The sequence below is a fragment of the Bacillus sp. ISL-34 genome (assembly GCF_018613325.1).
Classification (GTDB): domain Bacteria; phylum Bacillota; class Bacilli; order Bacillales; family DSM-1321; genus Peribacillus.
In genome coordinates, this window is the sequence record NZ_JAGGQJ010000023.1 from 1 (window position 1) to 12,959 (window position 12,959).

9 protein-coding genes and 2 pseudogenes are annotated in these 12,959 nt (G+C 44.9%); 3 read left to right on the forward strand and 8 right to left on the reverse strand.

Going from position 1 to position 12,959, the window contains the following annotated elements; translation table 11 throughout:
* Positions 1-1,640 precede the first annotated feature (1,640 nt).
* A pseudogene (safA, locus tag J7E52_RS27450) lies at positions 1,641-1,785 on the reverse strand (SafA/ExsA family spore coat assembly protein); the annotation flags it as partial.
* A gap of 399 nt (positions 1,786-2,184) precedes the next feature.
* On the opposite strand from safA, the pseudogene ypfJ reads away from it, so the two are divergent.
* Positions 2,185-3,029 (forward strand): annotated as a pseudogene (gene ypfJ, locus J7E52_RS15530) (KPN_02809 family neutral zinc metallopeptidase).
* Positions 3,030-3,117: 88 nt separating this feature from the next.
* Here the strand turns inward: ypfJ and nadA are convergent.
* From nadA to nadB, 3 genes are read right to left on the reverse strand one after another with little or no spacing between them, the layout of a single operon-like run.
* A complete protein-coding gene (gene nadA / locus J7E52_RS15535) occupies positions 3,118-4,224 on the reverse strand; it encodes a quinolinate synthase NadA (protein WP_214748217.1) in 1,107 nt (368 codons plus the stop codon).
* Positions 4,221-5,072: a carboxylating nicotinate-nucleotide diphosphorylase gene (nadC, locus tag J7E52_RS15540; RefSeq protein ID WP_214748220.1), complete on the reverse strand. Its 852-nt coding sequence runs from the start codon at positions 5,070-5,072 to the stop codon at positions 4,221-4,223. Before nadC ends, nadA begins: the two co-directional genes overlap by 4 nt.
* Positions 5,053-6,636 carry an L-aspartate oxidase gene (gene nadB, locus J7E52_RS15545; RefSeq protein WP_214748223.1) on the reverse strand — a complete coding sequence of 528 codons (1,584 nt, stop codon included), beginning with the start codon at positions 6,634-6,636 and terminating at the stop codon, positions 5,053-5,055. The genes nadC and nadB overlap by 20 nt, the downstream gene beginning before the upstream one ends.
* Positions 6,637-6,738: 102 nt before the next feature.
* Between nadB and J7E52_RS15550 the strand changes: the two genes are divergently transcribed.
* The gene (locus J7E52_RS15550) at positions 6,739-7,866 is read left to right on the forward strand and encodes an IscS subfamily cysteine desulfurase (protein WP_214748226.1); all 1,128 of its coding nucleotides are present in this window, start codon (positions 6,739-6,741) and stop codon (positions 7,864-7,866) included.
* A gap of 49 nt (positions 7,867-7,915) precedes the next feature.
* Entirely contained in the window at positions 7,916-8,446 is a 531-nt protein-coding gene (locus tag J7E52_RS15555) for a transcription repressor NadR (protein WP_214748229.1), read from the forward strand.
* 60 nt (positions 8,447-8,506) lie between these two features.
* On the opposite strand, the gene J7E52_RS15560 is transcribed toward J7E52_RS15555, so the two are convergent.
* From J7E52_RS15560 to obgE, 4 genes are all read right to left on the reverse strand, one after another.
* Entirely contained in the window at positions 8,507-9,199 is a 693-nt protein-coding gene (locus J7E52_RS15560) for a DUF6944 family repetitive protein (protein WP_214748232.1), read from the reverse strand.
* A 434-nt stretch (positions 9,200-9,633) separates the two neighbouring features.
* Positions 9,634-10,509, reverse strand: a complete 876-nt coding sequence (pheA, locus tag J7E52_RS15565) for a prephenate dehydratase (protein ID WP_101222781.1) — start codon at positions 10,507-10,509, stop codon at positions 9,634-9,636.
* A 626-nt stretch (positions 10,510-11,135) separates the two neighbouring features.
* A complete protein-coding gene (locus J7E52_RS15570) occupies positions 11,136-11,585 on the reverse strand; it encodes an ACT domain-containing protein (protein WP_061464241.1) in 450 nt (149 codons plus the stop codon).
* Positions 11,586-11,625: 40 nt separating this feature from the next.
* Positions 11,626-12,915: a GTPase ObgE gene (obgE, locus tag J7E52_RS15575; RefSeq protein ID WP_214748235.1), complete on the reverse strand. Its 1,290-nt coding sequence runs from the start codon at positions 12,913-12,915 to the stop codon at positions 11,626-11,628.
* Positions 12,916-12,959: the final 44 nt, after the last annotated feature.

The following is a 12,959-nucleotide window of genomic DNA, read 5'->3' on the forward strand; positions in this document are numbered from 1 at the left end:
TTGGCCGCCCATCATCATACCTGGCTGGCTTCCATTTTGGCCGCCCATCATCATGCCTGGCTGGCCTCCATTTTGACCGCCCATCATCATGCCTGGCTGGCTTCCGTTTTGACCGCCCATCATCATGCCTGGCTGGCCTCCGTTTTGACCGCCCATCATCATGCCTGGCTGGCTTCCATTTTGGCCGCCCATCATCATGCCTGGCTGGCCTCCATTTTGGCCGCCCATCATCATGCCTGGCTGGCCTCCATTTTGGCCGCCCATCATCATACCTGGCTGACCTCCATTTTGACCGCCCATCATCATGCCTGGCTGACCACCGTTTTGACCGCCCATCATCATGAATCCTTCATATTGTTGAGCCGATTCTACTGACTCTTCTTCATATTGATATTGCATCTCTTTACCCATCTGAGACTCTTGAGGTGACATCCCTTGGTATGGGGCCTGTTGCTGCTGTGACTGAACGGATTGATTTTGGTGATAATCTGGATGGTGATGTGCATTGACATCCATTTTTTGGTTTCCTTGATACTGCCCCTTCACTTCCGGCCCATAAGTGCCAAGTAACCCCTTATTACAGCCGCAATCTTCCTCTTCCTCACCGGCAGTTTGGGAATAATGCTGAGGGAAGTTATGATTGTATGGAGATGGCGATTCGCCTGGTGACTCATAATCTTGCTGCATATATGAACCTGCTACTTGAGCTTGTTGATTCATCCCTCCATAATAATGGTGCGGAACCGGTGCGGAGGCTTGATATGGATATTGTTGCTGGCTTGGTATATTCATGCTCGCCCCTTGGACGAATCCTTGATCCATCATTTGCATGTCAGGAGATTCTCCCCAAAAATCAGAACTCTCTTCCATCATTTGATAACCATGTGTCTCCGGAGCCGCCTGATACCCAGGAGCTACTTGATATGGGGCTTGCATGTGCATATGCGCCCACGGTGGCGGCTGAATGCAATAACCGCTTCCGGGCAAAATTGGCGTTACTGGAATACAATCATCCACCGGCTCACTATATTCCTGTGCTGGCTGTACAGCTGGCTTTTTCTTCTTCTTTTTAGTGACTGCAGGCTCTTCTTTTTTCTTTGGTAAAGGTGGTGGTGCAGGAGGCTTTTGCACACTCATATTGGTCATGTTGACCATATAATAATTATTGATATCGATTTCCGGAATCACCGGCATGGGCACCGGCACTTCTTTTGGAACGATTTTTTGCTTTTCTTTAATGATTGGCTTTGGCTGAACGATCTGCTGCTCTTTCTTGACTGGTTGTTCTTTCACTGGTTGTTTAACGATTGGTTTCTCTTTTACCGGCTGCTGAAATTTCGGCTGTTCCTTTACAGGCTGTTGAAATTTTGGCTGTTCTTTTACCGGCTGCTGAAATTTCGGCTGTTCCTTTACAGGCTGTTGAAATTTCGGCTGTTCTTTTACCGGCTGTTGAAATTTCGGTTGCTCCTTTACAGGCTGTTGAAACATCGGCTGTTCTTTAACAGCCATTTTTTGCATAATTTGCTGCTCTTTTATAGGCGCTGGCTGAGCCTGGTACGGTTGAATTTGGGATTCTTTAATTCCCTGTTGAATATTCACGTTTGGTTTAACCGTTTCTTTTATTACAGCTCCGGATGTCCCTGGAATTTTAATTTTCATTCCGGGCATCATCATGTCCGGGTTGCTCAATTGCGTGTTAACTTTTTTAAGTTCTTCAAAACTGACGCCGTATTTTTTGGCGAGTTTCCAAAGTGTATCGCCTTTTTGGACTATATGAATTTTCACGCTGTTAACCCCTCCTGTGCATATGTCCATATATTCTATGAAGCAGTGGGTGAATTGCTATTATTTTTATCATGAAAACTTATGCGTGAGAAATGACTTTTATGATTGGATCAATGATTTAGTGACATGGAAGGTACTTTTTCGGGGTGGAAATAAATGATATGACATGTCGAAAAAAGACATCCGACTCTTTGGTTTCCATTCTAAAAAAGAATATTCATTTAGAACCATTGCATTCTTCCAAAAAGAGGAGGCAATGGTTTTTAGGTTAGAAGCACTCATGTTTTAAACGCTTCTTTTAAGCTTCTGTCTAAACTCAGGGAAATCCGGGTATAAGAATGTAAATGACCTGAGGCTTTGTCTTCAGGTACTTATCTTACTTCCCTGGAGGGAATTATAATGAAATGGAAAGGTAGACAGGGCAGCTCGAACTTCGAGGACAGAAGAGGCATGAGCAAAAAAGGCATGGCCGGAATCGGCGGAGGGGTCGGATTGGTCATCGTCTTGATCATGACGCTCCTTGGCGGTAATCAAAGCGAATTGCTAGGCAGCTTGAATTCAACTGAATCGAACAATGGCAACACTTATGTCGAAACGGATGAAGAGAAGGAACTTGCGCAGTTCGTATCTGTCGTCCTTGCAGAAACGGAGCAGGTCTGGGCAGAAGAATTCCGTAAAAATGGCCTGGAATATAAGGAACCGACCCTTGTCCTGTATTCAGGCAGTGTCGAATCGGCATGCGGGATGGCAGCTTCTTCAGTAGGGCCATTTTATTGTCCGGGTGACATGAAACTATATATTGATCTCAGCTTTTATCAAGAGTTGAATCAAGAATTTCAGGCACCCGGTGATTTCGCCATGCCTATGTTATTGCCCACGAAGTCGGACATCACGTTCAGACACTTTTAGGGACAACGGAAAAGGAAATGCCCGATCGTTCAAAGGTCAGCGAGACCGAATATAATAGGTATTCTGTCCGTCTTGAATTACAGGCCGACTATTTGGCTGGAGTTTGGGCACATCATGTCCAAGGAGAGAATTTGCTTGAAGAAGGCGATCTTGAGGAGGCCTTGAATGCAGCAAGTGGTGTGGGGGATGACCGTATCCAGGAAAAGGCACAGGGGTACGTGGTTCCAGATAGCTTCACGCACGGTACATCCGAACAAAGGAAACGGTGGTTCAATAAAGGATTTAAATCCGGTGATATGAATGAAGGCAATACTTTTAAAGCGAATAACCTTTAAAATTTCTTTATGGTTTTAATTACATAAAAAAGAGGGGGGCTTCCCCCTCTTTTTCTTTTGATCAAAAGACTTTTTAAAAAGCACTGACTCAAACGCGTTCCAGCATTCTGTTTAAAGCTAGGATGGCATTATCCGCTATGTTCTTCTCCACTTTGATCGGATTGATGATTATACCTTCTTCAATGGATTCTAGCGCCCACAGCAGGTGAGGCAGATCAATTCGGTTCATCGTAAGACATGGACACATATTCGGATTTAACGAGATGATCTTCTTGTCAGGATTATTGGCGATAAGTCGCTTGACAAGGTTCATTTCCGTTCCGATTGCCCAGGAACTACCTGGTTCGGCTCTTTCGATCATATTGATGATGTACGATGTCGAACCCGCATAATCAGACAGGGCGACTACCTCACGGCGACATTCGGGATGAACGATGATATTCATTTCAGGCTGTTCCGCTCGAAGCGTTTCAATATTCGCCGTGGTGAAATTTTCATGGACTGAACAATGTCCTTTCCAAAGGAGTACCTTCAGATCTTCGAGTTCCCCTTCATAGATCAGTTCATCCTTATGCGGATCCCAGACAGCCATTTCATTCAATGGGATACCAAGGTCAAAGGCTGTATTCCTTCCAAGATGCTGATCGGGGAGAAAAAGGATTCTTTCTTTTTGCGAAAGAGCCCACGATACCATCCCTTGTGCATTGGAAGAAGTCACCGTCGCCCCGCCATTTTTTCCTACGAAAGCTTTGATGGCCGCGGTGGAATTAACATAAGTTAGCGGAAGGATCGTATCGCCAAATAAATGCTGAAGCTTTGTCCACGCCCGTTCCGTTTGTTCAATGTCCGCCATATCCGCCATGGAGCAGCCTGCACGCATGTCAGGAAGGATAACCTTCTGCCCTTCTTCAGTCAAAATATCGGCAGTTTCAGCCATGAAATGCACGCCGCAAAACACGATATAATCCGCTTCGCGATTTTGCGCGGAAAGCTGAGCCAATTGAAGTGAATCTCCCGTTGAATCCGAAAATTGAATGACTTCCTCCCGTTGATAATGATGACCTGGGATATAAAGACGGTTCCCCAGTCGTTTCTTGATGTCATGGACCCGATTCTCCATCTCTTCCTTTGTCATCGTTTTATACTTTTCAGGCAATGCATTTCCTGCTGTTTTAGCCATCTCCAATATGTTCATTTCAATATCCCCTCACGTTCTTTGACCTTTGCGCTAATATCAAGTGCCCTGACACTGTGCGTCAAGCTGCCCAACGAAATATAATCTACCCCTGTTTCCCGATATGAAGCTAGATTGTCTAAATGGATCCCTCCAGAAGCTTCAGTTATGATGTGGGCGGGAACCAATTTAATCAGCTGCTTGATTTCTTCGGGGCTCCGGTTATCGAACATGATGATATCTGCACCGGCTTCCACTGCTTCAAGCACCTGTTGTGGTGATTCCGTTTCCACTTCCACTTTAGTGGTATGTCCCAGTTTGGATTTTACCGTTTGAACCGCTTTCGTTATGGACCCAGCGAAAGAAATATGGTTGTCCTTTATCATGACTGCATCATACAGGCCATTTCGGTGATTGAATGCCCCGCCGGAACGTACCGCATATTTTTCAAGCATCCGCAAGCCTGGTGTAGTTTTCCTCGTATCACAAGCTCTTGTCTTCGTCCCCGCTAAAATCAGGGCAGCTTTATTAGCCTGTGTGGCAATGCCGGACATACGCTGCACTAAATTCAAAACGACCCGTTCCCCTTTTAAAAGAGAAGCCATATCGCCGTTCATTCTTGCAAGCTCCTGTCCTTCCTGAAAAACTTCGCCATCTTGAACAAAAAGGAAAACCTCGATTTGCTCATCCAACAATGCAAATCCCGTCTTGATGACATCCCCTCCACTAAAGATCCCGCCTTCTTTTGCGATGAATGTCAAAGTTCCTTGTTCACCTTGATCGAAAATCGTATCACTCGTTACATCGCATTCCCCTATATCTTCCATTAAAAATTGTTGCAGCATCTGCTTAAGCTTCAATATATTCATATAGTCGTCTCCCTTTCACTCGTTTTTTCACATCCGTGCAAGCAAGGATAACCGAGTTTTCAAGCCATTGGGCGTCATCTTCGCTAGGATAGTCACTGCGGAAATGACCGCCCCTGCTTTCCGTTCTGGTCAATGCGGATTCGGCAATCAGCCACGCCACGATCATGCTATTGATTTTCGTTATTTCTTGTATCGATAATTCCGTTACTTCCATATGCAGCAATCTTTCTATATTAAATGTCTCAAGATAATCCTTCAGTCGGGTTAAACCTGCTTCATTTCGAACGATTCCCGCTTCATTCATTAATTTTTCCTGCAATGTCGTGAAATCAGGTAAAAAGGAAACTGGACTGGAGCTCTTGGACTGCTCTTTTTCCTCCGGTATCGACCTTGCCGGCACTTTAGCAAGGAAACGGCCAAGCGTATTTCCAAAAACCAGCCCTTCAAGAAGGGAGTTGCTTGCCAACCGGTTCGCACCATGTACACCAGTGCATGCCACTTCACCAACAGCATACAAAGAAGGGACTGAGGTTCGCCCGTATTCATCCACTTCAATCCCTCCCATTAGAAAATGGTTTCCAGGTGCAACGGGGATTTTCCCCGATTGAAGGTCGAGCCCGTTTTTTTCACATAATGAGCTCACTGTCGGAAAACGATTCTTAAAATCCTTAATCATCGAAATATCCAAAAATACCTTTTCACCGCGCTGTAAATAAGAAAAAATCGTCTGGGCCACAATATGCCTAGGAGCTAGATCTTTCAAGCTATGGACATCCTCCATGATCGGCCTTCCCATTTCAGTCACCAATCTCGCACCATCCCCGCGTACCGCTTCTGAAACCAGCCCTTCCGCTTTGCCATTTACAAAAAGCAGGGTCGGATGGAATTGTATGAATTCCATGTCACGAACTTTTGCTCCGGCCTTGAATGCAAGTGCGATTCCATCACCTGAAACCGTTTGTGAATTTGAAGTGAAATGGTAGAGGGAACCACACCCGCCTGTTGCCAAAACCGTCTGTTCAGCATGATAGGTAACAAGGTCGCCTGCCTTATCAATTGTTTTGACGCCAATGCAGGAATCATCTTTCCCGATGATCAATTCCACTGCAGCAACATTCTCCATCACAGTAATCGATGAGTTTTTCAGGCACTCTATAAGATGTTCCATGATGTACTTTCCGGTGGCATCCCCGTGGCTATGAAGGATTCTTCGTTCACTATGGGCGCCCTCCATGCCAAGCAGGAGAGTTCCGTCATGATCATGGTCAAATCGCATACCTGATTCAATAAGTTCAGCTATAACCGAAGGTCCCTCTTCGACGAGTTTTTCCACTGCCTTCACCTTGTTATATCGCTGACCAGCCGACAGCGTATCTTTTTTATGTAAGGATACTCTGTCACGATCAGATATTGCTGCAGCAATCCCGCCCTGAGCTAAATAAGAATTACCATGACGGATATTTGATTTTGTGATGAGTATCACATGCTTATGTTCACTTGCTTCCAATGCCGTTTTCAAGGCAGCAATCCCGCTGCCTATCACGATGATTTCCGCTTTTTCCATTATTTATTCCTCCTGTTTATGACAGGTGTCTTGACAACTATATTTACATATTATTAAACTATTATCAAGAGTTTTTTAAGATTAAAGGATGGAAGTGATTTCTTGATTTATTTGGATTATGCCGCTACAACTCCGATTGATGAGGAGGCTCTCGACGTATTCAGCCAAGCATCCCGGAAGTTTTTCGGGAATGCGAGCAGTTTGCATGATATTGGCTCTGAAGCGGCACGTTTATTGGATATGTCACGGCAGCAACTCGCAGAAATGCTGAACATAAAAAAGGAAGGAATCATCTTTACAAGCGGCGGATCAGAAAGCAACATGCTTGCCATTGATACGTTCATCGCTTCGCAACCATCCTGGCAGAACCACTTGATCGTAAGCAAAACTGAACATGCATCTCTTGCCAATTACGTGGCAAGGCTTGAACAAGATGGCTTCGAGGTTACTTATTTACGGCATTTGGAAGATGGCCGTGTTGATATTGAGCATCTGCAGGAATGTATCTCGGAGAAAACGTGCTTGGTCATTGTCCAGCATGTGAATTCGGAAATCGGCGTCATTCAACCCATTGAGGAAATAAGTGAAATCGTTCGAAAACACCAGGCTTTTTTTCATGTGGATTGTGTCCAATCATTTGCTAAATTACCGCTTGGGAAGATAGTTACCTCATGTGATGGACTATCCGTTTCCAGTCATAAAGTTTATGGTCCAAAAGGGACTGGGGCCGTCATTTTCCCGGCCATCCATCAGTTGAAGCCACCGGTACCGAATATCACTCATGAATATGGTTTCCGTCCAGGAACAGTGGACGTCCCCGGTATAGCTTCCTTCGTAACCGCTGCTAAGAAATTGGGGGATATCATGGAAGATGAACGAAACCGGATTTCCACACTTAGGATGCAATTGATCCAGCGGCTAACGGAAAGGAAAATCGACTTTCAAATCATCGAAGCAAAAAACGAGCAATTGCCTCACATTCTGGCGCTGACCTTCGCTGGATTGCAAGGACAGTACATCATGCTGGAATTAAACCAGAAGGGATTCGCCGTTTCGACGGGGAGCGCCTGTCAAATCGGTAAACAGGAGCCTTCAAGAACGATGATGGCCATTGGGAAAAGCGAATATGAAGCCCATCAATTCGTCCGCTTTTCCTTTGGCAAAACCACGAAGGCGGACGACATTCACAAGTTGGCGGACTGCATCGAAGGAATAGCTGCCATTCGATAAAACCCTCCAATCTGTGTTAGAATGTTTGTAATTAAAGAGGTGAATGTTTATGGAAAGAAAGAAATTACTCGGGGAAGAAAGACGGACGAAACTCTTACATTTATTGCAAACAAGCGCGGAGCCGGTAACAGGCAGCGAGCTTTCGCAGATAACGAATGTAAGCCGGCAGGTTATCGTTGGTGACATAACCCTCCTGAAAGCGCGGAATGAACCTATCATTGCCACGAGCCAGGGCTATCTGTACTTACAAACAGGGAACACTCAAAAGCCGGAAAGGATCATTGCTTGCCAACACGATCCTTCCCGGACCCAAGAAGAGCTATATATACTCGTGGATATCGGCATCACGGTGAAAGATGTCAAAATCGAGCACCCCGTATACGGCGACCTAACGGCTTCCATCATGGTCAGCAGCCGTAAGGAAGTCCAGCAATTCCTTTCAAGGGTGACGGCGACGAATGCATCTTTTTTATCGGAACTAACGAGCGGCATCCATCTCCATACACTGAGCGCATCATCTGAAGAACTGCTCGACGAAGCGGAGTGTGCTTTGAGGGATGCCGGCATTTTAGTCGATTGAATGAACGAAAAATCCTCAAAAGCCATATCTTTTGAGGATTTTTTTTATTGGCCCCTATGCTCACTCATCATTGGAATTGCTTTCATTTGAGCTGCCATCCCCGGAGTTTTCTTCATCGTTACTTCTCAACTGCCCGATAAGACTAATGATGGCACCGACCGCCTGTACCCAGCCTCCCATCACTTGGATTAATTCAGCATCAGATGGCTTATCTTCCAAATAAGGATATTGATATTTTTGTAAATCCTGCTCCTTATCTTGTTCTTCTTGCTTTTGATCCTTTTCTTGGTCTTTTTCTAGAATGCTATTTTTAAGTTCGGCACTTCCACCTATCGCTTGCATCGAATTCCCAATCACCGACAAAAAATTTCCCGTAGCATTGAAGGCCTGCTCCGGTTCATCCGGATTTTCGTAGGCCCCTGCCAAAGCGGTGCCTCCGCCCAACGCTTGAATCAAATTACCTTTGATGATCAATTCCTGTTTCGTAACTTCATCGAAATCAATGACCAATCCCAAGATAACAGTCGAATTCCCGATCGCCTGTATTTGATTTCCGAATTTATTCAGAGACCAGGTTTCTTCCGCGTCCGCCAATATGGCATTTCCTGTTGCTTGAAGTTCGTTTCCAATCAAATCCAGGTTCTTGCGAAATTCTTCGTCCAAGACATTGGATGGTGTACCCGCAACAGCAGAAATGACGGTTCCTATCGCTTGAGTCCAAGAACCGAAAGTTTCTTTGAATTGATTATCCATCTCTGCTGACCACCACCCTCTCTCTGCATTTTTGAATAAAAAAAGGTGCATCCACTGAATTATTCATCAACGTATGTATTACTGTTCCCATTCCACATGTGACCTACCAAGATTTACTTATTGTATTTGCGTTCATCACAATCGGTGTTTGTTTTTCATCCCGCTCTTTTTATCATGAAAAACTTTCGCCCACATCCTAAAAAATCAAAAAATGAACGCATTCCTTTCTTGCTCTTTTCCTGCCTATTTCTATTTATTTCATAAAATGACAGCCAACCATTTTAGGAACTTGTACGCAAGGGAAATACAAACCTTAACGACAGCCTTCACAAAAAAAATGCCCCGGAAATACTCCCGGGTCACCCTTCTTATTCAATGTATAAAACTCAGCTTGTACCATTTATCACTCTTGAAAAATTTTCACAAATGATAAATCATCGTTGCGGTACACCAGTTTGGACTTTAAAGCATGAATAGCTTCCCATGATCGAAACCGTACATCCTAAGGCCTCGAGCTCAGAGATCGCTCCTGGGATGAGAACATCGTCAAGGGGCATCTCGATGTCGATGATGAAAAAGTAATTGCCCAATCCTGTTTTCATTGGTCTTGATTCAATCTTGGAAAGGTTAAGTTTCCTCCAGGAAAAAGCGGAAAGGACTTGGTGCAGCTGCCCTGAGTGGTCGGCAGGCAGCTGAATCATCAAGGTCGTTTTCTTGTCCCCTTCAACGGTCAAATGCCCTTCATAGTCGACTTCACTGTTGGAAACGACGATAAACTTGGTGTGATTATGTTCGTAATCGTGAATATTTTGTTTTGCAATCGTCAAACCGTACTCCTCTGCAGCCATATCATTTGCAATCGCAGCAATATTGATATCGGGATTCTCCATCACCATCTTTGCAGCTGCTGCAGTGGATGTGACATACTCATATGGAATGCCCCTTAGCTCATTATGTAGAAATTTGCGGCATTGAGCGATGGCATGGGAATGCGAATAAACCATGTCAGGTTTGAAACCAGGATATGCATGATCCGGATGCACCATATAATGCTGTTGGATTGGAATCGTCACTTCGCCTTTCATCGGTAATGTGACTTCATGGACTAAGTAATCCATCGTTATATTTACCGAACCCTCCAAAGCATTCTCGATCGGCACGAGCGCGTGATTCACTTCCCCGTCCCGAACGGCATCAAGGCAGTCCGGAATCGTGTTCATCGGTATTTTTATATCATTAGGAAATAGTCGCGATACAGCTAAATCCGTGAACGTTGCTTTTGGTCCAAGAAATGCAATTTTTGATGTCATATTATAAACTCCTTTTCACGGAAAATCTATTGTTTATGTTATGCCATTTTCTGATTTTTTACAATAGTTAATCGTTAATTTCCTCTTACAAATGAAAACAGCCTGTAGACAAACTCGATAATAATTGAGGATGTCTACAGGCTGTTTTAGATTTTTAAAAATTGACCGTTGATTGGAACGTAGGGCACTCGCTTTCCGCGGGCGGTCCGGGAGCCTCCTCGGCGCCATTGCGCCTGCGGGGTCTCCCTTGGACACGCTTTTCTAAGCAGGAGTCTCGCACACCCGCCCCAATCAACTTGGTTTAAACATTAAGATAGAACTCCTTTTGCCCTTGATCTTTTTTTGTTTTAAAATGATGATAAGGACGCTTTCTAACATTATTCTATTCAACGAGATCAACTTGAAATGATTGATAACTTCCGGACGGGTGGTACCATCATCCACAACACAAATTCCTTAGTGTCTACTGCCGCATGAAACGAATAGGCAAACTGTTCGTTCATCTCTTTATAACATTGTAGCCGCCACTCTCAGAATCAGTTGGAAAAGGTTTCGGAATGTAACGATTCCGAAACCTTTTTGTCTACAAACTGACAGCCTGTACATTTCAAATGTACAGGCTGTTTTCATGCGCCGTTACCAATGATTTCGACTTTTTCGACGAACTCCATTTTACGCAGTTTAGTAAGCAGTTCATCAATATCCATCGTCATCCCACCCGTATTCAGGGATAGGGTGACATTTGCACGTCCCTGCAAAGGAATCGTTTGGTGGATGGTCATGATGTTGCAACCGGATGAGGCGACGAGCCGTAAGAGCTCCGATAGAGTACCAGAACGATCTTCGAGATAGAAGAACAGTGTAATCAGCTTTTCCTTAACAACTGTATGAAACGGAAAAACCGTGTCACGGTATTTGTAAAAAGCACTCCTGCTTAGGTCCACTCGCTGTACCGCTTCCCAAACTGATTCTGCTTTTCCCCGTTCAATCATTTCTTTTGCATCCAGCGTTTTTTTCATCGCTTCGGGAAGGACATCCTCTCGAACGAGGAAAAATTTCTGATCGGCCTTATTCAAACTCCGTACGCCTCCTTTTGCCTGCCATCATGGTTTACAATCAATCAACAAATTCAAATTCATATTCAAGGATACGGACGATATCGCCATTTGTCGCACCTTTTTGGCGAAGGCCTTCGTCGACTCCGAATGAACGAAGCTGTCTGGCGAAACGACGTACGGACTCTTCACGTGTGAAGTCAGTCATTTTGAATAGACGCTCGATCTTGAATCCTGATACGGCAAAGCTGCCATCGGGTTCGCGTTCAATGTTAAATTCATCCGACTGTGATGTATGTTTATATAGAACCCGGTGGATTCCAGTATTCTCTTCTTCATGTTCAAGAGGGAACTCAGGGGTCTCTTCGATTTTATCAGCTATTGCATAAAGAAGTTCACGGATCCCTTCACGCGTAACGGCAGAAATCGGGAAGACAGGATAGTCTTCTTCCAGCTTTTCTTTGAATGCCGCTAAATTATCTGCTGAGTCCGGCATATCCATTTTACTTGCTACAATGATTTGCGGACGTTCAGTCAAGCGCAGGTTATACTCTTCCAACTCTTTATTGATTGTTTGGTAGTCTTCATATGGATCCCGGCCTTCAAGACCCGACATATCGATTACATGAACGATTACCCTCGTTCTTTCAATATGGCGCAGGAATTGATGTCCAAGGCCCACTCCTTCTGAAGCGCCTTCGATCAGACCAGGTAAATCGGCCATGACGAAGCTGCGGTGATCTTCCGTTTCCACCATTCCGAGGTTCGGTACGATCGTCGTAAAATGGTATTCGGCAATTTTAGGCCTTGCTGCGGATACGACAGAAAGCAAAGTGGATTTCCCTACGCTTGGGAAACCAACCAAACCGACATCAGCCAACAGTTTCAATTCCATGACGATATCGCGTTCTTGGCCCGGTTCGCCGTTCTCCGCGATTTCAGGTGCAGGGTTGGCAGGTGTAGCAAAACGAGAATTCCCCCGGCCTCCGCGTCCACCTTTAGCGATAGTGGCGCGCTGCCCGTGCTCAACTAAATCAGCAATGACTTCCTTCGTTTTATCATCAATGACAACCGTGCCAGGTGGAACCTTGATGACCATATCCTTTGCGGCCGCACCATGCATGTTTTTGGACATGCCGTGTTCTCCGCGAGGTGCCTTAAAGTGACGTTGATAACGGAAATCCATTAATGTACGCAAGCCCTCTTCCACTTCAAAAACGACATTGGCCCCATTACCGCCATCTCCGCCGGCAGGTCCGCCTTTAGGTATGAATTTCTCACGACGATAAGCAACTATCCCGTTACCACCGTCTCCGCCTTTTACATAGACTTTCGTTTGATCGACAAACATGCTATCACTTCCTTGTTTTCTGCAAGTCATTTCTTGCTGTATAC